The organism is Enterobacter sp. 03-F-07-AD-ECC (genome assembly GCF_047530935.1).
In the GTDB taxonomy this organism is placed as follows: Bacteria; Pseudomonadota; Gammaproteobacteria; order Enterobacterales; family Enterobacteriaceae; genus Enterobacter; species Enterobacter cloacae.
The window spans coordinates 139,818-161,957 of record NZ_JBLKBZ010000008.1 but is presented as its reverse complement, the minus strand read 5'-3'; the positions used below and the strand labels follow the sequence as shown (position 1 = coordinate 161,957).

General features: G+C 52.9%; 18 protein-coding genes and 1 tRNA gene. 4 read left to right on the top strand and 15 right to left on the bottom strand.

What is annotated here, in order from left to right; translation table 11 throughout:
• Nucleotides 1-42: 42 nt before the first annotated feature.
• The 10 genes from ACMWKA_RS14660 to rraB all read right to left on the bottom strand — a co-directional run bounded on the left by ACMWKA_RS14660 (nucleotide 43) and on the right by rraB (nucleotide 11,352).
• Nucleotides 43-3,105 carry a type I restriction endonuclease subunit R gene (locus tag ACMWKA_RS14660; protein WP_414760370.1) on the bottom strand — a complete coding sequence of 1,021 codons (3,063 nt, stop codon included), beginning with the start codon at nucleotides 3,103-3,105 and terminating at the stop codon, nucleotides 43-45.
• A gap of 11 nt (nucleotides 3,106-3,116) precedes the next feature.
• Nucleotides 3,117-4,268, bottom strand: a complete 1,152-nt coding sequence (locus ACMWKA_RS14655; protein ID WP_414760369.1) for a restriction endonuclease subunit S — start codon at nucleotides 4,266-4,268, stop codon at nucleotides 3,117-3,119.
• Nucleotides 4,261-5,745, bottom strand: coding sequence for a type I restriction-modification system subunit M (locus ACMWKA_RS14650; RefSeq protein ID WP_414760368.1), 1,485 nt, complete (start codon nucleotides 5,743-5,745; stop codon nucleotides 4,261-4,263). The genes ACMWKA_RS14655 and ACMWKA_RS14650 overlap by 8 nt, the downstream gene beginning before the upstream one ends.
• A 5-nt stretch (nucleotides 5,746-5,750) precedes the next feature.
• Nucleotides 5,751-7,250 carry a type I restriction-modification system subunit M gene (locus ACMWKA_RS14645; RefSeq protein ID WP_414760367.1) on the bottom strand — a complete coding sequence of 500 codons (1,500 nt, stop codon included), beginning with the start codon at nucleotides 7,248-7,250 and terminating at the stop codon, nucleotides 5,751-5,753.
• A complete protein-coding gene (locus ACMWKA_RS14640; RefSeq protein ID WP_001608810.1) occupies nucleotides 7,250-7,477 on the bottom strand; it encodes a helix-turn-helix domain-containing protein in 228 nt (75 codons plus the stop codon). The genes ACMWKA_RS14645 and ACMWKA_RS14640 overlap by 1 nt, the downstream gene beginning before the upstream one ends.
• Nucleotides 7,478-7,723: 246 nt before the next feature.
• Complete coding sequence (locus ACMWKA_RS14635) at nucleotides 7,724-8,980, bottom strand: tyrosine-type recombinase/integrase (RefSeq protein ID WP_414760366.1); 1,257 nt, start codon at nucleotides 8,978-8,980, stop codon at nucleotides 7,724-7,726.
• A 198-nt stretch (nucleotides 8,981-9,178) separates the two neighbouring features.
• A tRNA-Leu gene (locus ACMWKA_RS14630) sits at nucleotides 9,179-9,263 on the bottom strand.
• A 105-nt stretch (nucleotides 9,264-9,368) separates the two neighbouring features.
• Nucleotides 9,369-10,091 carry a topoisomerase II gene (locus ACMWKA_RS14625; protein ID WP_414760365.1) on the bottom strand — a complete coding sequence of 241 codons (723 nt, stop codon included), beginning with the start codon at nucleotides 10,089-10,091 and terminating at the stop codon, nucleotides 9,369-9,371.
• A 30-nt stretch (nucleotides 10,092-10,121) separates the two neighbouring features.
• The gene (gene miaE / locus ACMWKA_RS14620; RefSeq protein WP_308926256.1) at nucleotides 10,122-10,880 is read right to left on the bottom strand and encodes a tRNA isopentenyl-2-thiomethyl-A-37 hydroxylase MiaE; all 759 of its coding nucleotides are present in this window, start codon (nucleotides 10,878-10,880) and stop codon (nucleotides 10,122-10,124) included.
• 46 nt (nucleotides 10,881-10,926) lie between these two features.
• Nucleotides 10,927-11,352: a ribonuclease E inhibitor RraB gene (rraB, locus tag ACMWKA_RS14615; RefSeq protein ID WP_006810300.1), complete on the bottom strand. Its 426-nt coding sequence runs from the start codon at nucleotides 11,350-11,352 to the stop codon at nucleotides 10,927-10,929.
• 99 nt (nucleotides 11,353-11,451) lie between these two features.
• Between rraB and argL the strand changes: the two genes are divergently transcribed.
• The 3 genes from argL (at nucleotide 11,452) to xynR (ending at nucleotide 13,454) form a co-directional block, all read left to right on the top strand.
• A complete protein-coding gene (gene argL, locus ACMWKA_RS14610; RefSeq protein WP_213014347.1) occupies nucleotides 11,452-11,547 on the top strand; it encodes a putative translational regulatory protein ArgL in 96 nt (31 codons plus the stop codon).
• A complete protein-coding gene (gene argF, locus ACMWKA_RS14605) occupies nucleotides 11,517-12,521 on the top strand; it encodes an ornithine carbamoyltransferase (RefSeq protein ID WP_023299201.1) in 1,005 nt (334 codons plus the stop codon). Before argL ends, argF begins: the two co-directional genes overlap by 31 nt.
• Nucleotides 12,522-12,695: 174 nt before the next feature.
• The gene (xynR, locus tag ACMWKA_RS14600; protein WP_040020432.1) at nucleotides 12,696-13,454 is read left to right on the top strand and encodes a DNA-binding transcriptional repressor XynR; all 759 of its coding nucleotides are present in this window, start codon (nucleotides 12,696-12,698) and stop codon (nucleotides 13,452-13,454) included.
• 4 nt (nucleotides 13,455-13,458) lie between these two features.
• Here xynR and ACMWKA_RS14595 read toward each other — a convergent pair whose 3' ends face one another.
• The 5 genes from ACMWKA_RS14595 to ACMWKA_RS14575 form a co-directional block, all read right to left on the bottom strand.
• Nucleotides 13,459-15,069: a glycoside hydrolase family 43 protein gene (locus ACMWKA_RS14595; protein ID WP_040020434.1), complete on the bottom strand. Its 1,611-nt coding sequence runs from the start codon at nucleotides 15,067-15,069 to the stop codon at nucleotides 13,459-13,461.
• 11 nt (nucleotides 15,070-15,080) lie between these two features.
• Nucleotides 15,081-16,463, bottom strand: a complete 1,383-nt coding sequence (locus tag ACMWKA_RS14590) for an MFS transporter (RefSeq protein ID WP_013095375.1) — start codon at nucleotides 16,461-16,463, stop codon at nucleotides 15,081-15,083.
• A 224-nt stretch (nucleotides 16,464-16,687) separates the two neighbouring features.
• A complete protein-coding gene (yagF, locus tag ACMWKA_RS14585) occupies nucleotides 16,688-18,655 on the bottom strand; it encodes a xylonate dehydratase YagF (protein WP_252000059.1) in 1,968 nt (655 codons plus the stop codon).
• 14 nt (nucleotides 18,656-18,669) lie between these two features.
• The gene (yagE, locus tag ACMWKA_RS14580; RefSeq protein WP_058662016.1) at nucleotides 18,670-19,578 is read right to left on the bottom strand and encodes a 2-keto-3-deoxygluconate aldolase; all 909 of its coding nucleotides are present in this window, start codon (nucleotides 19,576-19,578) and stop codon (nucleotides 18,670-18,672) included.
• Nucleotides 19,579-19,790: 212 nt separating this feature from the next.
• Nucleotides 19,791-20,243, bottom strand: coding sequence for a YhcH/YjgK/YiaL family protein (locus ACMWKA_RS14575; RefSeq protein ID WP_414760364.1), 453 nt, complete (start codon nucleotides 20,241-20,243; stop codon nucleotides 19,791-19,793).
• A 672-nt stretch (nucleotides 20,244-20,915) separates the two neighbouring features.
• Between ACMWKA_RS14575 and arcA the strand changes: the two genes are divergently transcribed.
• Nucleotides 20,916-22,136 (top strand): arginine deiminase, encoded by a 1,221-nt coding sequence (gene arcA / locus ACMWKA_RS14570; protein ID WP_013095371.1) that lies wholly within the window; start codon nucleotides 20,916-20,918, stop codon nucleotides 22,134-22,136.
• Nucleotides 22,137-22,140 lie beyond the last annotated feature (4 nt).

Below are 22,140 nucleotides of genomic sequence, written 5' to 3'. Positions count from 1 at the left end.
AACGATCTCTCTGGCTACATGGTTTATCTCTCAACCATAAAATCAGTAATGCTCTTCAATATACCCATAAGCTTTTTGAAATAACTCGCCATCTTTTCCTAAACCGAACTGTGTCAAAGTGAGCATTAACGCTTTTTGGATTTCACGCGGGCCACTGTTGGAGTTTTGCCAGCCATCGAAGCGGGTTGCTTTAACGATCTTATCGATTTGCTCAACAACATCACCGATTAACTTTGGAGTAGTTTCTGGGCGTGTTTCGAGGAAAAGCTTGGTCAAAGCCTGTTTATTATCAGCTTCAGTTACTGGGCGCTCGCCCGTTTCGCGCTCGGCTTGTACGGTATCTTTCGCAGCATCCAATAGACCTTTCAACCAGTCGATAGCCTTGATAACACCAGCTTCATAGTCCTGACGCAGTTTTTCCAGACGCTCACCCAATGCCACAAATTTAGGATCATGGCTACCGCGCAAACGCCCCATAAGATCAATCTCCAGGCGTTTGGCGCGTTGTTCCTGTTCTTTAGCGGTCAGGGTAAAAATAGCGTGCTCGTCCATGATCAACTCGTCAATATCATCGCGAATACGATTGATATCAGTATGCTCATGGATCATTTTGATGGTTTCAGGACCAAGCACAGCCCAAACAAGCGCACCTGTCTGCCCCACCGGACGCACCGATTCATAAATTTGCGCCAGCCATTTATAGTCCTGACGATAAGGGGTCAAAAAAGGATCTGGGTTGATAGCTGACCATAACTTAGATAACACTCCAAAGCTGGCAGCGAATTCATCACGCTTCTCGTTAGTTGGCAGACATTCTTGCGCGGCCATAATACCTTCAAAACCTTCTATGGAACGATCCACACCAGGGAAGAAGGCCAGACATTTATTCAGTTGTAACGGCAATAGCTCTTTAAATGCCTCGATTCCCTCTACAACGCCTTCAATTTCATCAGGGTTGTAGGCCAGAGCGGTACGCAGATTTTCGAAAACGCCGAGGTAGTCGATAATTAATCCCATGTCCTTGCGTACATCATCGGTTTCATACAACCGGTTGGTTCGGCACATGGCCTGAAGAAGAGTATGATCGCGTAGAGGCTTATCGAGGTACATGCAGTAGCAAATTGGCGCATCAAAGCCCGTAAGCAGCTTGGCGGTAACGATGATAAGCTGTAATGGATGCACAGGATCTTTAAAGCATTCAATCAGATCCTTCTGTACCTGCTCTTCCGCATCGATGTGCTGCCAGCGTTCGAAATCGGCTTGTTTAACAGGTAGCTCCAATTCGTCATGCCATTTGAGCCAGTCCTTATTGAGCTTATCTTTTTTGCCACCCTCTTCAACTTTAACCGGAGCCTGGTGAACGTTCATAACCACTTCAACTGCATTAAAACCGAGCTTTTCACCGAGCAAATAATACATCTGCACACAGGCTTCGCGATCATACACTACCACCATGCCTTTCATCTTTTTCGGCATAACATGGCTGGTAAAATGCTCAACAATGTCATTACTCACCGCAGCCATACGTCTGGGAGATTTCAGCATAATAGCCAGCTTGCCTGCACGCCTGGACAATGCTGCCTTTTCTTCTTCATCCAGGTTGTTTTCAGTAGCAAGTTGCTCGAATTCTTCGTTGATAGCATTACGATCCACTCGGAGTTCAGCCAACCGAGGTTCGAACTTCACCGGGTTAGTCGCGCCGTCACGGATCGACTGCTTATAGCTATAGCGGCTCATATAGCGGCCAGGATCTTCTTCGGCACCGAACAACTTGAATGTATTACGATCAATGCCAGAAATCGGTGTGCCAGTCAGGCCATAGAAGTGGGCATTGGGCAACGCCCAGCGCATTTTCTCGCCTAATCCACCCTCCTGAGTCCGGTGAGCTTCGTCAACCAACACAATGATGTTGTCACGGTTGTTCAAGCCATTAGGGTTGCTATCGTCAATTTCGATATCTTTGAATTTAAAGATGGTGGTGATTAAAATGCCACGGCTGTCTTGCTCAATGTATTCGCCCAACTTTTTGCAGCTTTGCACTTTAATCAGATTCTTAACGTCGGCCCCACCAAAAGTTTCATTAATTTGGCTGTCCAGATCTCGCCGGTCCACAACGATAAGTACCGTCGGGTTTTTTAACGCATTATCGGCACGCAGCATTTTGGCGGCGTAAAGCATTAACAAGGATTTACCCGACCCCTGGAAATGCCAAATCAGACCTTTTTTTGGATAGCCTCTGCGAACACGCTCAACGATTTGTTTTGCTGCTTCAAATTGCGGATAACGCGGCAGGATTTTAACGCGTTTAGGCGGAGTATTTTTGCCCGTTTTGACGGTTGAAAATAATGCGAAAGATTCCAGTAGCTGCAATAAGGTCTGTGGATTTAACAAACTCTCGCAGCTGTTGAGTACCGATGCTAATCCCGGCAGAATCTCATCACGAAGCTCAGTATTATGCCAGGGCCCCCAGTCTTTAACTCGGGCATTAATTGCGCCATAGGCAAAGGTTTTTCCTTCGCTGGCAAAGCACAGCAAGTTGGGGACAAAGAAAGATTCAACGTTTTTCCAGTAGTACTTTTTGCCACCCATAAAGTCGGCGGCGCCATCTTGCCAGGTCACGCTAGGCCGCGTTGCGGTTTTAACTTCGCCCACTACCAACGGTATGCCGTTCACATACAGGACAATATCAAAATAGACTTCAGTGGCCGCGATATAGTGGACCTGCTGTGCCACCACAAAGTGGTTGTTCTCTATGTGCTCAAAATCAATTAGATTGATGGTGATATGGTCGCCATTCTCGCCAAACGGCAAGGTTTTGTCAGCCATCAACCATTCCTGGAAGTTTTCATTGGCCTTTACCAAACCTGTATGACGGGCTTCTAAAACCACTCCTCGCAGTTTGTAAATGACCTCATCGGCATAGTCAGGTTGTCTGCCGATATCAGGGTTTAACGAACAAAGGGCGTCTTTTAGCCACTGATCAACGAATATATCCTGCGCTTGTTTGGGCAAGTTTTCGCCATGGCAGTATGTCCACTTGACCTCGCTTAAACCTATTAAACGATCGATAATTCCATTTTCTGTGACGGTTTGTTCGTTGAACATAATGATTCCTTTTAGAGGCTAATAATACTCGCGATCAAATTTTCTTTCATTTTCATTTTATTCATTAAGTTGGTTTCAAAAGCATCTAATTCTTCCATCGTTCTTACAATATCACTCACTTTCTCTAATGGTGGAAATACCACTTTGATTTTTTTCACGATACTTCCACTTAAATTTTTCTGCGTCGTTTCATTCCCGAACTCGCGAAGATCCATGTAATTATGTTTTAAATAATAATAAAGATACTTACAGAGTATTTCGCTCTCATTATAAATGCATAAACAAGCTTGATTAATCGCTACATCTTCACCAACTAAACCGACTCTGCCACGGGTTATACCTTGCCCATACATAGCCAGTAATATACTACCTTTATACGCAATTTTTGCCGAACTATTCTCTAATCCCTCTTTAGTTATGAATTCATCCGCCGTAGTAATATATGAGTAGTTAATCTCCCCAGTTTTTACCCAAGGAATCCCCCCTCCCCAATACTCGGTTATTTCACGGCTTGGAGTACCTCCTGAATAAACTTTAAAAACATCACCAATTTCTTTAACTTGCCATCCTTTTGCGATTTGGGAAAATGGCGAACGCAACCCATTAAGTTCGCCAAGCGACAACGTAAAACTTTTTCTACATAAAACTGATGACAATACTTCTAAGCCATTTACTAAATCAGCATACTTCTTATTAATTGATTCGGATTGGCTAACAATTTTTGAAAGAATATAAAGATTTTTATCCGTGCTTATTTCATAATTTTTTAGCGAACTAAACTTTGTACGTGGCGAAAGTGAACCTGAGGAGTTTTTTACAGCAAACTGCCAAAAATCGGCCATAGATAATATAACTTTAAGAATATCTAGCTCTTCAGTTTTAATAACTATAATATCGCTAGAGCAAACACCATCGAACTCTGCAAGAGCGGCTTTCTTCAAATATGGACGTCGCTTTCCAAAGAGAATATGCCCTTTTTTGAAAACTCGAGAAAAACTCGGATTATCTTCTTTAATCATCCCCCAACGTTTTATCTCCAACGAGCCTGAGTCTAAATGTTCTAAGCCGATGTATCGTTCATAACCATCAGCAAGTGGATCTTTAGTACTAAGTTTTACCTCTTGGCAAATTTCACCAAATTTTAGAGGTTGCCTATTAGTCATTTCTTTCCACTCCATACCCTAACTGCACGAGGCTTGCCAATAATTTATTAGTTTGTTTATTTAATTGCAAACGACTGGCTTTCCATACTTCAATAGCATGCTGTATGTCGTATGCTTCGTCATTATCTTGTATTTGAACATATAACGGTATCGACAAGTTATAGCGATTGGCTTTAATAACCTCATTATCCACCAACGCCGTGATGTCATTTTGCTTTTCAGGTGTTGAGTAAGCTTCACCTAACACCTCCAAATCATCATCCGATAATCGGCTATGGGCACGTTCGCGGGTAACGTGTTTAACACCATTGATAAATAGTATCTTATTTTTTCGATCGGCTGATTTATTACAATTAAGCACTACCACGCAAGATTCCATCGGCGAGTTATAAAATAGATTCGGCCCCAAACCAATCACAGCTTCAATAATGTCAGATTCAATCACCTGTCTACGAATGCTCTGCTCAGAATCGCGGAACAGCACGCCATGTGGCCAAAGCATAGCGGCTCGACCAGTCTCAGGCTTCAGGCTTTTGATAATATGTGTGTAAAACGCATAATCAGCGCAGCCCTGCGGTGGTACACCATAAATGTTACGACCATATGGATCTGCGGCAAACTTGTCACGATTCCATTTTTTGATGGAGTACGGCGGGTTGGCAAAAATGACATCAAACTGCTTGAGACGATCGTTTTCAATAAACTTTGGCTCAGCCAAAGTATCACCACGCAGCACATCAAACTCTTCAATATCGTGCAGAAACATATTCATACGGGCGATAGCGGAAGTCAGCAGGTTCACTTCCTGTCCATAAAGGTGCACAGAGCGCCACTCTTCTCCTCTCGAGCGGAGATCCATCACTGCATTTAGCAACATCCCGCCAGTACCGCACGTTGGGTCATAGGCTGTTTCACCCGGTTTTAAGCCCATAATGCGCGTCATTAAATGCACGACTGTTCGGTTGGTGTAGAACTCTGCTGCCGTATGACCGGAATCATCAGCGAACTTTTTAATCAGGTATTCGTAGGCCTCACCAAGATCATCCTGGGCGACAGATTTAATGCCCAGCGGAATTTTACTGAAATGTTCAATCAGATCAGCCAGCAGATGATCGGGCAGGCGCTCTTTATTGGTCCACTGTGCATCACCGAAGACACCATGTAAACGCGGGTTATTGGCTTCAATTAGTCGAAGCGCATTCTGGATAGCTTCACCAATGTTTTTACTGGTATTGCGGACCTTTTCCCAGGCTGCCTCAGAGGGAATGTTGAAACGGTGAAACATCGGCATGGCGGCGTATTCAGCATCGCCTTCATGAAGTTCCAGCGCTTCGTTATATTCTTCCAGATAGACATCTGACAAGCGTTTATAAAACAGCAAGGGAAAGACATACTGCTTGTAGTCTGATGCGTCAATTTGGCCACGAAGAAATTCGGCGGCTCCCCAGAGCAACTCTTCCAGCTTCTTATTACTCATAGTACTCATACCTCGAACCCTTCTTTGATAAGCAAGGCTTCCAGCTCCTCTTCTGCTTTTTCCAGCTCAGCCAGCTTCCGTTGAAAATCTTTGAGGGCCTCTTCCACAGTGATGCTTTCTTCTTCGAGTGGTTTTTGCACATAACGAGCAATATTAAGATTGAAGTCATTCTCTTCAATCTCCTTCAGAGGTACCCAGCGTGCAACGCCTTCGATTTCTTTTGCATCTGGCCCCTGTTGCGCCTGGTTATGATAGATTTGGTATATGTCATCAGCCTGCTTGTTGGACAGCGTATTCTGCGCGCGACCCTTGGTATAGATTTCTTCAGCATTGATGATCAATACATGATCTTTATGTGTTGTCGGGCGTGATTTGCGCAGCACCAAAATACACGCAGGAATACCAGTGCCATAGAATAGATTGGAAGCGACACCAATAATCGCCACAATGCGATTTTCTTGCAGCAATTTGGTTCGAATTACTCCCTCAGCTCCGCCACGAAATAGCACACCATGAGGTAATACGACAGCCATACGCCCATTGTCGTTAAGTGAAGCAAACATATGCTGCACCCAGGCAAAATCGCCATTTGTTTTAGGTGCCAAACCATATTGCTTACGGCCATAGGGATCGTTCGACCACAGATCGTATCCCCATTCCTTTAAGCTAAATGGTGGGTTGGCAACAACGCAGTCGAAAGTTTCTAAACGATCGCTTTGTAAAAACTTAGGTTCGCGCAGCGTATCCCCGCGAACAATATCGAAATCCTCCTGACCGTGCAGGAACAGGTTCATTCGCGCAATGGCTTCGGTGGTCAGGTTTTTTTCCTGACCTTTAATTTTTAGCAAGCGCGGATCACCGCCGTTTTCTTTTACATGGTGAATAGTCTCGAGCAACATACCGCCAGTCCCACAAGCAGGGTCGTAAACGCTCTCACCGGCTTTTGGATCTAGAATATTAACCATCAACCGAACAATAGTTCTTGGGGTGTAGAACTCACCAGCTTTCTTGTTAGCTTTATCAGCAAAACGTTTGATCAGGTACTCGTATGCACGCCCCATGTCATCATCGCGGACACTGGCAACGCCGAGATTTACCTTGTTGAAGTGATTAAGTAACGTAGCCAGTAACTCATCAGAAAGGCGTTCTTTATTGGTCCAGCTGGCATCGCCAAAAATGCCATGCAGTTTAGAGTTTGCCAGTTCTATACCACGGAAGGAGTCTTTTAAGGCCTGACCGATGTCTTTGGTCTCAGCAAAAACATCGCGCCAGTGGCAATTTTCAGGTATCTGAATTCGGTGAAACATCTTATCCTTGGCAAGCTCTGCATCCCCAACGCTCTCCATCGCATCGGCAAATTCTTCGTCATATACGTCACAAATGCGCTTGAAGAACAGGATGGGGAAAATGTACGTTTTGTAATCTGACGCATCAATAGGCCCAGTGATAATATGGGCTGCATGCCAAAGATGGGCCTCGAGATCTTTTAGGTTAATCAGTGTCATTAATTTTTCTCTGTACGATTCTGCGAAGCTGGAACCTTTTGCAGTAAATCGTGTATTTCACAGTCAAAAAGCACGCAAAGCCTTTCTAATGTATCCAGGTCAACCTTCTGAGCCGTCTCTTTGTAAAGCAAAGTGATAGTATTGCGACTCAGGCCAGTTTCCCTGACAACATCAGCTATACGCATCTTATGTTCGCCCATGAGTCGAGCAAGATGGCAGCGGATCATAATGGTCCTTATCGTTGTGCTTAACGATGCGAATCGTATCCCAAAATGCGAAAAAAATAAAAAAAATTCAAGCTGAAATGAAATTACATCAGTTGGGAAAACAAGTTTGGACAGGAAGACATGTATATTTAACATGTTTAAATTCAGGATACATGTCGGGCATAGATACCCGACATAGGTTTCAGTGAGGTGATATGCCAATTAGTGATACTTTCGACTGCAGGAACTTATAACAAATTATTGCTATCATTTTTTGTCTTTAGAGTAATCAAACGGACTCACCCCCTTCTCCCGATTCGCATCCAGATAATCCGCCCACCACTGCAACATCAACCTCCTCTCCCCCAGATGTTCCGCTTTATGGATGTAGGCAGCCCTAACAGAGCTACGCTCCTGATGGCTCATCTGTCGCTCCACCGCATCCCTCGACCACAATCCCGATTCAATCAAAGAACTACACGCCATCGTCCTGAAACCATGCCCACAGACTTCCGTTTTCGTGTCATAACCCATCACTCTCAGCGCCTTGTTCACCGTGTTTTCACTCATAGGTTTACGCGGATCGTGATCGCCCACAAAGATCAGCTCACGGTTTCCACTCATGCTTTTGATCTTTTGCAAGATAGCGAGAGCTTGTCGCGACAAAGGAACAAGATGTGGAGTACGCATCTTCGAACCACGTTGAGAATGCTTAACTCCTTCCAGTGGCTCACGCTCGCCCGGAATCGTCCACATAGCCGTTTCAAAATCCACTTCTGTCCAGCGAGCAAAACGTAACTCGCTCGAACGGATGAAAACCAGTAACGTCAAATCCACAGCTAACCGCGTTAATGGTCTGCCGGTGTAGTTATCAATGCGATGGAGTAACTCAGGAATGCGATTGAGATCTAGCGCAGCGCGATGCTTTCGTTTAGCTGTTGCGATCGCACCAGCGATCTCTTGTGCAGGATTGTAATCAATTAAGCCGTTCTGTACCGCAAAGCGCATTACTGCCGTTGTTCGCTGTTGAAGACGCGCAGCCACTTCAAGGCGTCCTGACTTTTCCACTGCTTTAATTGGGACCAGTAAGTCACGAGTACCAATATCTTTGATATTTCGCTTCCCAACTGAAGCAAATAAATTGTCTTCGAGGCTTTTCAATACACGAGCGCTATGCGATGCAGACCACTTCTGATTGCTGGCGTGCCACTCTCTGGCTACCACTTCAAACGTTATAGCCTCTTGCTCCTGCTCTACCTTAACGGCTTTCTTGTTCTCACTGGGATCGATGCCATTAGCTATTAGCTTACGGGCTTCATCCCGGCGCCCCCTGGCATCGGCCAGCGAGACTTCAGGGTATTTCCCCAGCGCCAGCATCTTCTCCTTACCGCCAAAACGATAACGAAGCCGCCAGTATTTGGAACCGTTAGGGTGAACCAGCAAAACCATGCCTTCACCGTCAGTTAGTTTATAGGCTTTTGCTTCAGGCTTAGCCGAACGAACCTTCACATCACTCAGAGCCATGATGAGTATCCTTTCAAGGGTTCTGTGTGGGTACAAACATTATCGAACCGGGATATACCCGCAGTTGTACCCGCATCAGTAAGTTGATGTAGATTGAATCAGGTTGACTTAGGTTGAGTGAAAAAGCGAGGAAAGCCTTGCGGATACTGGATTTCAGGCACAAAAAAAGACGTCCGTTGACGTCTATTGATGTTCCGATGGTGCCGAAGGCCGGACTCGAACCGGCACGTATTTCTACGGTTGATTTTGAATCAACTGCGTCTACCGATTTCGCCACTTCGGCACTGAAGGGGATGCGGAAACGTTGTGGATTATACCTGTCGCGCGCCGCCATGCAAGCGACGACGCGCTAAACCCGCGCTAAGTGCCCAAAAAACCAGCGCTACCGTCAGTCCAGCTCAGACACCGCCAGCCGAATCACCCTTGCCGCCTTCTGCTCCGGCAGCGCCAGCACCTTCGCCCACATCTCCTGCACCATATCGCAGGAGAGCTTCTCTTTGCCCACTGCTTTCTCCGGCATCTGCAGCAGCTGGATGTCCTCGCCGTACTTATCGGCAAGTTCCTTCATAATCGGCCGCACATCTTCGACAGCCGCCTCACGTTCGGCTTGGGTTACGGTGTGGCGGTTTTTGCCGTAGGCTGCGCGCATCATGTCGGCGTCGGCCTGCATGCGCCGGGCCATCAGGTCTTTATCCAGCATGCGCATCGGGTTGATGCCGCCCTTCACCATCGGGTAGAGGAAGCGGAAGCAGGCGTCGTCGCTCACCTTCTGGATGGCGGCGGTCTGCTCCATATTGATGGTCATGTAGTTCACCACGTTGGCGTCCGGGGCGTTTTGCAGGCGCGTCATCTGCAAATGCAGGATCTGCGGCTGGATGGTGTCGATAATCTGCTGCTCCGGCTCGCCCGCTTTTTGCAGGGCGGCCATCTGGTCGAGGATGCGCTGATGCAGCGCGGGCTCCTGCTCCTTAATTACCTGCCAGGCGGGCATCGCGTTGAGGGCGTTATCCATCTGCCGTTCCGGGGCGCGCTGCCTGTCGAAAAACACCCAGAACGCCACGGCGGCAGCCGCAATGACGACAATCACAATACGGGTCCACGTTTTATTCATCTCACATCCTTATCCTTGAGTTATGCCGGTTTACACCGGCACGCCGCTGTGGAAGCGAAACTCGTTGTCCGGTGTCGAGATAAGTGTGGCTTCAATTTCGCCAAAAAGCTTTATGCGCGGTGAGATATCGTCGTCGCTCACCTGCTGGGCCAGCGTCAGGTAGTCCTGATAATGGCGCGCTTCCGAGCGCAGCAGCGAGAGATAGAACTTCTGCAGGTCGTCGTCGAGGAACGGGGCCAGCGCGGCGAAGCGTTCGCAGGAGCGGGCTTCGATGTAGGCGCCGCAGATGAGCTTGTCGATCAGCGTCAGCGGCTCGTGGGTGCGCACGTCCTTCAGCATCCCTTTGGCGTAGCGGCTGGCGGTGATTTTGACGTACGGAATGTCGCGGGCCAGCATCGCCTCGCGCACCTGCCAGAAGTGGTGCAGCTCCTCTTTAATCAGCAGCACCATGCTGTCGATGAGCGCCTGGCCCCACGGGTCGTCGGTTTTGGGCATCACGCTTTTGCCTATCTGCCTGTGCAGGGCGATGAAGTCCGGCTCCGGGCCGTCGCGGAAGGTGAACATTTCGTAGGGTTTGAGCCAGTCGAGCAGCGCGTCAGCACCGCTTTCGTCGGCGACGTATTTACGCACGAGTAATAGCGCGGTCTGGGCGGCCTTGAGCTCGCACACCATGTGGTCGGTGAGCAGCAGCGGCAGGTTCGCCGGGTCGCGGGCTTTATCAATCCATGCTTGCGGGGTCGGGCACTGGAGGAAGTTGAGTACAGGGGCGAGTATCTGCGGGTAATCCATGGTTCTGCCTTGAAAAAGCGGTGGCGTGCGCCACCGCCTGAAACGCTTAGTGACGCACGCCGTCGTCGTCTTCGTCGACGTAATCTTCGTCGTCGCCCTCTTCGCCGTCTTCACCGTTCGGATCTTCGAAGTAGGTTCCCCAGCCGTCGTACTCCACGTCAAACTTCTCGGCCAGGTTCATTAGCTGTTCTACCTGCGCGTCAATCAGCTCCGCCTTCAGCGCGCCTTCGCTCAGGATGTCGCAGCAGATGACGGTATCGCCCTCTTCCACTTCCAGCTCTTCCGGCTCGGTCACTTCGTAACCCAGTTTAAAAGCTTCCACCGCCATTTTTTCCAGCGCGTCGAAATCATCCGCAGAGAAATGGTGCTCGATGGTGTACAGCGCGTCCGGATCGCTACCGTCTTCCAGCAGCTCTTCAATAATCAGACGCGTCTCTTCGCGTTGTTCTTCCAGGTGTTCCGGGTTTGCCATGGGTCATTCCTCTTTAAAGTGCGGCAGATACTTCTATTTTCACACACGGACGTGTTTGCCTCCACCTTTGTAAGAAAGATTTGTTAAACGGGGTTGCAAATGAATAATTACACATATAAAGTGAATTTTAATTCAATAAGTGGCGTTCGCCATGTGAGGATAAAATGTCTGATCTGTACAAGAAACACTTTCTGAAATTGCTCGACTTTACCCCTGCACAGTTCACTTCTCTGCTGACTCTTGCCGCACAGCTCAAAGCCGATAAAAAAAATGGCAAGGAAGTACAAAAGCTTACTGGCAAAAACATCGCGCTCATCTTCGAAAAAGACTCAACCCGTACACGATGCTCTTTCGAAGTTGCCGCATTTGACCAGGGCGCGCGCGTTACCTATTTAGGGCCGAGCGGCAGCCAGATTGGGCATAAAGAGTCAATTAAGGACACCGCGCGCGTGCTCGGGCGGATGTACGACGGCATTCAGTATCGCGGCCACGGCCAGGAAGTGGTCGAGACGCTGGCGCAGTACGCGGGCGTGCCGGTATGGAACGGGCTGACCAACGAGTTCCACCCAACGCAGCTGCTGGCGGACCTGCTGACCATGCAGGAGCACCTGCCGGGCAAGGCGTTTAACGAGATGACGCTGGTCTACGCGGGCGACGCGCGCAACAACATGGGCAACTCAATGCTGGAAGCGGCAGCGCTGACCGGGCTGGATCTGCGTCTGGTGGCTCCGAAGGCCTGCTGGCCGGAAGAGAGCCTGGTGGCGGAGTGCAGCGCGCTGGCGGAGAAGCACGGCGGGAAGATCACCCTGACGGAAGACGTGGCGGCGGGCGTGAAGGGTGCGGACTTTATCTATACCGACGTGTGGGTGTCGATGGGCGAAGCCAAAGAGAAGTGGGCGGAGCGGATTGCGCTGCTGCGCGGGTATCAGGTGAACGCGCAGATGATGGCGTTGACCGGCAACCCGAACGTGAAATTCCTGCACTGTCTGCCCGCGTTCCATGACGACCAGACCACGCTCGGCAAGCAGATGGCGAAGGAGTTCGATCTGCACGGCGGGATGGAAGTGACGGACGAGGTGTTTGAGTCGGCGGCGAGCATTGTGTTTGACCAGGCGGAAAACCGGATGCATACGATTAAGGCGGTGATGGTGGCGACGCTTGGGGAGTGATTGGGTCCTCTGCACGTTGGTGCCCTCACCCCGGCCCTCTCCCACAGGGAGAGGGGGAAAACCCTAAAAAACGACAACCTTGTTGTCGTTTTTGCTTTTACCTCCATTTCATTGATTTTTCACCCCGAAAAAGGTACGTTTTCGCCTTAATTCCAGCGTGGACATACCAGCATTATGCCGATTATTCAGTCTGTTGAACGTGCGTTGCAGATCCTCGACCTGTTCAACGAGCAGGCCACCGAGCTTAAGATCACCGACATCAGCAAACTGATGGGGCTGAGCAAGAGTACCCTCCACTCGCTGCTGAAAACCCTGCAGCTTCATGGCTATATCGATCAGAACCCGGAGAACGGTAAATATCGCCTCGGCATGAAGCTGGTTGAGCGCGGTCATTTCGTTGTGGGCTCCATCGATATTCGGCAGAAGGCGAAAGGCTGGCTGACGGAGCTGTCCCAACGGACCGGGCAGACCACCCATCTGGGGATCCTGGATGGGCGTGAAGGGGTTTATATCGAGAAGATTGAAGGCAAGCTGGCCGCCATCGCCTATTCGCGCATTGGCCGCCGCCTGCCGGTTCACGCCACCGCCATCGGCAAGGTGTTGATTGCCTGGCTGGGCGAGACCGAGCTGAACGCCCTGCTTGAGGGCTATCAGTACACCACCTATACCCCTTCCACCCTCGCCTCTCGCGAAGCATTAATGGCCGCTCTGGCGCAGACCCGCGAGCAGGGCTATGCCCTGGATAGCGAAGAGAACGAGCAGGGCGTGCGCTGCGTGGCGGTGCCGGTGTGGAACCATGAATCCCGCGTGATTGCCGCCCTGAGCCTGTCGACGCTGACCTCGCGCGTGGACGATGCCGGGCTGGCTGATTTCCGCGAGCAGCTTCAGCAGGCCGGGCTCCAGCTTTCACGCGCGCTGGGCTACCCGGCCTGAGCCGTTATGCCGGCTCGTAGGTGAAGTAGTCGAAGTCCGCGTGGCAGCCGTCACCGCTGATGTCCTCGCAGTGCAGCCCCACAAACGCGCCGGTGAAGAAGCCGCGCCCGCCGATGTAGTCATCCGACAGCTTCCACGCCTCATACGTTACCGGCACGGTGTGCCACGTCTCGCCGTCGAACGAGTAGCTGTAGCGGTAGACCAGCGTATCCACGTCCACCCGCAGCCAGACGCTCTCCGCACTCTCCGGCACCGGAATCGGCTGCTCGTGCAGCGGCCACGACGGTACGTTGTGGTCGAGCTGGATAACCTTAATCGTTCTCCCCTTCCCCTCCTCGAAGTCCACAAAGCAGTAGCTCCAGTTTTTGCTGTTGTAGTAGCAGGTCAGCCCCGCGCTCTGCTGGAAGTGAACCGGCGAGAACTGCATCCGCGTCTCCGCCCGGAAGGCGAAGTGCTGCCAGCGGCGTGCCACGGTCGACTGGGTAAAGGTCGAGTTGAGCGAGTCGTTGCCGTAGAGCCGTAAATAGCCCGGGCGCGCGGTGAGCGAGCCGAGGGTGTCGTCGAACGGGATGCGCAGGGTCTGCAGCTCCGGATCAAGCGTGCTGCCGTCGAAGTCCTCCCGCCAGTTGCCCTGAATGGATGCAGGCTGTTCCGCCACCTGCGGGCCTTTCACGGTCAACTGCGCATGCTTGCCGCCTTCCACGTACGGCCAGCCGTCGCGCCATTCAATGCGGGCGATACCGGTCTCGCGGCCCAGCGGACAGTAGCCGCGTCCGCCGGTGGCCAGCAGCGGCACGCCGGGCAGGCGCAGCGGGCGGCTGGTGAGGTAGGCCATGTACCACTCCCCGGTGTGGGTTTGCAGCAGCGAGCCGTGGCCACTCTTCTGCAGCGGGTTCTCCGGCAGGTGCCAGCTGGTCATCATCGTCACCTCCGGGTGCAGCTCGTACGGCCCGTCGATGGTTTTTGAACGCAGCACCACAACCGCGTGCTCGTAGCTGGTGCCGCCTTCGGCGACCATCAGGTAATACCATCCCGCGTGGCGGTACAGGTGCGCGCCTTCGGTGTAGCAGAGCGGCGTGCCGGTAAACAGCGTTTTGCGCTCGGGCGAGAGGGTGCCGGTCTGCGGATCAAACTCCTGCATCACAATGGTGTTGTGCGGGTTGCTGTGGTGGCGCGGCCCCCACGGACGATAGAGGTAGTACTTACGGCCATCGTCGTCGTGGAACAGGGACGGGTCAAACCCTCCGTTGCCCATCGGGATCGGCTCGCTCCACGGCCCCTCGATGGACGGCGCGGTGACGAGGAAGTTACGGCCATTTTTCCACGGCGAATCGACAATCTTCACGTCGGTGTAGAGCAGCCAGAATTTGCCGTCGGCATAGCTCAGGCACGGCGCCCAGATGCCGCCGGAGTCCGGGTTGCCCTTCATGTCCAGCATCGACACGCGGTCCAGCGGGGTGCTGACCAGCGACCAGTTTTTCAGGTCGCGGGAGTGGTAGATGCGCACGCCCGGGAACCACTCGAAGGTCGAGGTGGCGATGTAGTAGTCCTCGCCCTGACGGCATAAAGACGGATCCGGGTTGAAGCCGGTGAGTATTGGGTTGGTGATTTCCATATTGCCTCCGGTTAATGGGATGCGGCTGTCGCAGCGTCGGGAACGGCCTCGCCCTGCGCCGCGCGGTGCTTGATCAGTTGCTGGCTGATGGCCTCCACGCGGGCATCGGTGAGCTTATAGAACGACAGCATGATGAACATGCCCACATAGAGCACCACCGGCACCACGCAGAACAGAATTTTGATGGTGGTCAGCACCTCCACCGGCTGCACGCTGCTGCTGGCGGAGTAGTTGACATACGCGAGGATCCAGCCCACCACCGCCCCGCCAATCGCCAGGCCAATCTTCAGGCTGAACAGATAGGTGGAGAACACCAGCCCGTCGAGGCGTCGCCCGCTGCGGCTTTCTTCGTAATCCACCACGTCAGAGGCCATCAGCCACTGCAGCGGCGTGGTGGTGTTGAAGACGAACAGGAACAGGATGTTGAGGGCGAAAATCAGGGCGATATGCTCCGCCGGGGTGACGAAAATCAGCAGGCTGATCAGCGAGTAGGCGACGATGATCCACTTGAAGGCTTTTACCCGGTCAAAGCGGCCCAGCAGACGGGAGGAGCAGAGCGAGCCGAACATGGTGGCGAGGCTGCCGTAGAGTAAAAACTGGGTCGCCATCTCCGGGTGATCCATCACGTATTTGACGAAGTAGAGCGTGGCCCCGCCGCGTACCACGTTGGAGCAGGTCGCCATCATCTTGAACGCGCACATGATCCGCCACTGGCCGTTGCCCAGCAGCAGCTTAAGGTCTTTCGCCACCGACGAGCCCGGCTGCACCTCAAAGGTGTAGCGCTCTTTGGTGGTGAAGAAGCAGACGTAGAGCAGCACCACGCCGGTCAGCCCCAGCACGCACATGGCGCCGAAATAGCCCACCTGCTCGTCCCCTTTGCCGATGATGCTCACCAGCGGCAGCGCGATGCCGCTAATGGCAAGCGAGCCCGCCGCCGCCAGGAAGAAACGCCACGACTGCAGGGCGTGACGCTCTTTCGGGTCGGCGGTAATCACGCCCGGCATGGCGCAGTACGGCACGTTAACGAAGGTGTAGACCAGGGTCAGCAGAATGTAGGTTACGCAGGCGTAGATGATTTTGCCCTGCGCAGAGAAATCCGGCGTGTAGAAGGTCAGCATGCAGACGATGCCAAACGGGATCGCCCCCCACAGCAGGAACGGGCGGAACTGGCCGTAGCGCGTGCGGGTGCGGTCCACCAGCAGCCCCATCAGCGGGTCGGTCACGGCGTCGAGCACGCGGGAGACCAAAAACAGCGTGCCCATAATGCCCGCCGACAGGCCAAACACGTCGGTATAAAAGTAGGCCAGCAGGAACATGGTGGCCTGCCAGACAAAGCCGCAGGCGGTGTCACCTAGCCCGTAGCCAATTTTATCTTTCATGGTTAATTGCATCATCATCGCACCTTTATTTTCGTATGCTGATTTCACAACATCGTGTTAATGGAGTGTAATGAGCTGTTCAATTAACCAGCAATGGTCATATCTTATTTCCGAATTACGATATTTTGCTTTTGTGACGCCACCGATATATCGCAACGCATTGTTTAAATTGATAAATTTAAGATGCGCGAAAACCGTCCACGGGATATTTCCCGTAGACGGTATCGCTCAGAAAATAATTAAAGTCCGAGTGCTTTTTTACCGGCGTTAATTACCTCGATAATTTTATCGGTGTCATAAATACAGCCTTTCCAGGTGCCGCCGCTCACCGACTGTAATGCCGCCCACAGGCGGGTATCGTCCGGCAAAAAGTCATGAGGGTGCAGGTCCGGGTGCGTCTGTCTTACTGCCAGCTCGCGCGCGCCCTCTTCCGGCGTCAGCGGGTTTTCTGCGGTACCGATAAAGTTGACGCTGCCCGTCAGGGTCAGGCGATCCACGGCAATCTCGATGATGTCGTTGTCGCGCAGCTTGCCAATCGGCCCGCCCGCCAGCGCTTCCGGCGACACGTGGCCGAAGCAGGCGCCCGTCGATACCCCCGAGAAGCGCGCATCGGTGATTAACGACACCGTCTTGCCCCATGAGATATGCTTCAGCGCAGAGGTGAGCTGGTAGGTCTCTTCCATGCCGGTACCGGACGGCCCACCGCCGATCACCACCATGATATCGCCCTGTTTAATCTCTTCCTGCTTGATGGCTTTAATCGCCTGTGCTTCCGAGACAAACACCCTTGCCCGGCCCGTATGACGGTAAACGCCATCGTCACCCACCACCGACGGGTCAATGGCCGTGGCCTTGATCACCGAGCCTTCCGGCGCGATGTTGCCCGTCGGGAAGCAGACCGTTGAGGTCAGCCCTCTCGCTTTTGCCTTCTCGGGCGGCAGGATCACGTCATCCGGATCCACGCCGTCCTGCTCGCGCAGGCACTGGCGGAAGCGCTTACGGCGCTCGGACGCCTGCCACCAGTCGAGGTTCTCGCCCACCGTCTGGCCGGTGACGGTCATGGCATCCAGATGCAGCAAACCGAGATCGCGCAGGTGGAGCATCACCTCCGGCACACCGCCCGCAAGGAAGGCGCGCACGGTCGGGTGATAGTCCGGGCCGTTGGGCAGCACGCTGACCAGGCGCGGCACCCTGCGGTTGACGCGTGTCCAGTGTTCTACGTCCGGGATCGTGCAGCCCGCCGCGTGGGCGATGGCCGGGATGTGCAGCAGTAAATTGGTGGAGCCGCCGAATGCCGCGTGGATCACCATGGCGTTTTCGATGGCTTTATCGGTGAGGATATCGCGCGTGGTGATGCCGCGGTTATCCAGCTCGCTCACCGCCCGCGCCGACTGGCGGGCAATTTCCAGCCACACCGCCTGCCCGGACGGCGCCAGCGCGGAATGCGGCAGCGCCAGACCCAGCGCTTCGGCCACCACCTGCGAGGTGCCCGCCGTGCCGAGGAACTGACATCCGCCGCCCGGCGACGCGCAGGCGCGACAGCCCAGCTCGGCGGCCTCCTGCAGGGAGAGTTCATGGTTGGCGAAGCGCGCGCCGATGGTCTGCGCCTTGCCCGCGTCTTCCCCCACGGTCGGCGGCAGCGTCGCCCCGCCCGGCACCAGAATGGTCGGCAGATTGTGCATCGAGGCCAGCGCAATCATGGTGGCAGGCAGCCCTTTATCGCAGGTCGCCACGCCAATGACCGCCCGGCGCGTCGGCAGGGAGCGAATCAGACGACGAAACACAATCGCCGCATCGTTGCGGTACGGCAGGGAGTCGAACATCCCGTGTGTGCCCTGCGAGCGCCCGTCGCACGGATCGCTGACGAAGGCCGCAAACGGGATCCCGCCGTTGCGGGTGATCTCCTTCGCCGCGGCCTGCATCTGCATGCCGATCTCCCAGTGCCCGGTGTGGTAGCCCAGCGCAACCGGCCGTCCGTCACCGGCGCGGATGCCGCCCTGAGTGCCAATAATCAGCACCTCTTTGCCGGTCAGCTTGTTGGCGTCCCACCCCATCCCGGCGTTCTGGGTCATGCCGAACAGGTTGCCGCTGGGGGATTCCATCAACATCTGCGGAGTCAGCGGCAGCGCGCCCTGCGGCCCCGCCGCATGGGTGATGACGGCATAAAACGCATCATCCTGCGGGGTGAAAATTTTCTCGATGGTCATGGTTATCGTCCGACTCAGCAGAGCTTGAGCTGTTGCAGCAGGGTTTTCAGCTGCGCCTTACGCGGCTCGTCCAGCGCAGAGGCGGGCGGCAGCACGTGCGTGGAAATCGGGCGGCCGCAGAGCACAATCGCCTCTTTAATGACATTCACAAACGGCGTATCCAGCTGATACATCTGCGGTATTTGCAGTAAGGTCTGATGATACTCAGCCGCTTTCGCCACGTCTTTATCCCGCCAGGCTTTCAGAAGATTCACCGACACCTGCGGAGCAAAGTTGCCGCTGGCCGAGATCGCCCCATCGCCGCCGAGCAGCAGGGTATTAAACAGATGATCGTCGTAGCCGCACAGCACGGTGAAGTGCGGATGGGCGGCTTTGACGGTGTGGATCATGCTGCGCAGATGGGCCACGGAGTCGATGGTGTCTTTAATGCCGACGATGTTGCTGCGCGAGTCGGCCAAGGTTTTCACCAGCGCCGGCGTCAGATCCTGCCCGGTCAGCGCCGGGAAGTTATAGAGGATCACCGGCAGCGTGACGCTGTCGGCCACCTGCTCGAAATAGCGGATCAGGTTCGCTTCAGACACCTTCCAGTAGTAGGGGTTGATCACCACGATACCGTCCGCACCCGCCTGCTGGGCGTGCTGGCTCAGTTCAATAGTTTCCCGGGCGTTGGTGCCGCCAGTGCCGATCAGCACCGGCACACGACGATCGACATGATCGATAGCAAAGCGGGCAATGGTTTTACGCTCTTCGGCGCTGAGCTGGGAGAACTCACCGCCGCTGCCCAGGAAGAACAGGCCGTCAACGCCTGCCGCGATCAGATCGTCGATCAGCGCGGCGGTGCCCTGCTTATCAAGCTGGCCATCGGCGGTAAAAATGGTGGAGACAGGGGGAATGATTCCCGTGAACAACGCGGACTGCGGCATGAGATCTCCTTGCTGAATCATTTTGTTCTACATTATAGAACTGCGTTCATTAATTTAACGATCATACTATGACGCAGAAAAAGCGCAGGTAAATGAGAGATGAGGAGGGAGTGTGGGAAGTTTAAGCTGGATCACATTATGCGTGGGTGCGGTCTGGTGCCCTCACCCCGGCCCTCTCCCACGGGGAGAGGGTTAGGGTGAGGGGTAAGGGGTTACTCCACCAACATCTTAACAACCACTTTCCTGACCTTAGCAGGCGCCCCCACCGCGCACAGCGGCTTATGTACTTCACCCGGCCAGAACACCACGAAATCCCCTTCGCTCAGCACCACGGTTTTCTCCTGCTCGCCTTCCGGCAGGAACGCGATATCTTTATCCGCCAGCCAGTCGGTGTCCGGCGTGCCGTGTGGCAAGGTACTGAACGTCATCCCTTCCTGCCCTTTGAGCACAATCTGAATGTCCAGATAGCGCGCATGGTACTCCGCGCGGCGCTCGGCAAACGGCTGGGTCATGTCTTCGGAGACCAGATAAAACAGGTTGCTGCCGTTGATGTCATGCTTGCCCGGCGGGGTGGCGTCGATGACGTGGGCCTTAACGTGCTCGATGGCCAGACGCAGGGGTTCCGGTAGCCAGGCTTGCAGATGGTGGATGTTGCCGATAATCATAATTAAACCCTCATAATAAAACACTGTTTCATTTTCATCTTTTATACGAGAATTCAAACTGCCATACCAGCCCTTTTTCGCGGAGAGTTGCGCGAACGCATGTTTATCGGGAAAGGTGTTAATCTGCTGTTAATCCCTCACAGGCATTTATGCAGTTGTTATGCATAACCTCAGCGCGTCGTGACGATGCCGTGTCGCTAACTCACTGATTGTACTGCCTTCATCATAAAACTCGCGCCAGCTTCACACTTTATCATTTTGATTATTTGCTATTAAATTCCATAATTATTTATTGATTTTTCTTAAGTCAAAAATAGTTAATTGGCTATTGTGCATAGCCATTCCGCACAGGAAATAAAATCATTTAAAATCAATATCATAACCAAATATGTCAAAACATTAAATTCTACAAAATAATAACAACCTCAAATAATGCCAACAGATCCTGCTTAGCTATTCACCGGCTAATAATATCAAATTAATCATTATCTGATGCGAATCATGCAAATGAAAACAAACCACTCAATACCTAATTTCACGTGAGCAACGTCACAATACGGTTTATTTAAGCGCCTACTATTGACCACGAAATCAATTGAGCTTAGCCGCCATATCATTACACGAATATGGCGCATGCCCTTTTTATTCTGAAAAACAGTTAAAGGAATAATTATGGAAAAGCATTATGTCGGTTCTGAAATTGGTCAATTGCGTAGCGTGATGCTGCACCGCCCTAATTTAAGTCTTAAACGCTTAACGCCATCAAACTGTCAGGAGCTGTTATTTGATGATGTGCTCTCGGTTGAGCGGGCGGGTGAGGAGCATGACATTTTCGCAAACACGCTGCGCGAGCAGGGTGTGGAAGTCCTGCTGTTGACCGACCTTCTCACTCAAACGCTTGATATTGCAGAGGCGAAAGCCTGGCTGCTGGAGACGCAAATCTCCGACTACCGTCTCGGCCCAACCTTTGCCAGCGACGTGCGCGGCTGGCTGGCAGATATGCCGCACCGGGAACTGGCGCGCAGACTGAGCGGCGGATTAACCTACGGTGAAATTCCGGCGGCGATTAAAAATATGGTGGTGGATACCCACACGGCGAATGATTTTATTATGAAGCCGCTGCCAAACCATTTATTTACCCGCGATACCTCGTGCTGGATTTATAACGGCGTCTCCATTAACCCGATGGCCAAACCGGCCCGCCAGCGTGAAACCAATAACCTGCGAGCCATATATCGCTGGCACCCGGCATTCGCCGATGGCGAATTTATTAAGTATTTCGGCGACGAGAATATTAATTATGACCACGCCACCCTGGAAGGCGGCGACGTATTAGTGATTGGCCGCGGTGCGGTATTAATTGGCATGTCTGAACGCACCACCCCGCAGGGCGTGGAGTTCCTCGCTAACAGCCTGTTTAAACATCGCCAGGCCGAGCGCGTGATTGCCGTTGAGCTGCCAAAACACCGCTCCTGCATGCACCTCGACACCGTCATGACCCACATCGACGTGGACACCTTCTCCGTCTACCCGGAAGTGGTGCGTAAAGACGCCCAGTGCTGGACGCTCACCCCGGACGGACGCGGCGGCCTGCTGCGCACCCAGGAAACCGACCTGCTGCACGCCATCGAGAAAGCGCTCGGCATTAATCAGGTACGCCTGATCACCACCGGCGGCGACGCCTTTGAAGCTGAACGCGAGCAGTGGAACGACGCCAACAACGTGCTCACCATCCGCCCGGGCGTGGTGATCGGCTATGAGCGCAACGTCTGGACCAACGAGAAATACGACAAAGCGGGGATCACCGTGCTGCCTATCCCGGGCGACGAACTGGGACGCGGTCGCGGCGGCGCGCGCTGCATGAGCTGCCCACTGGAACGCGACGGAATTTAAGGAG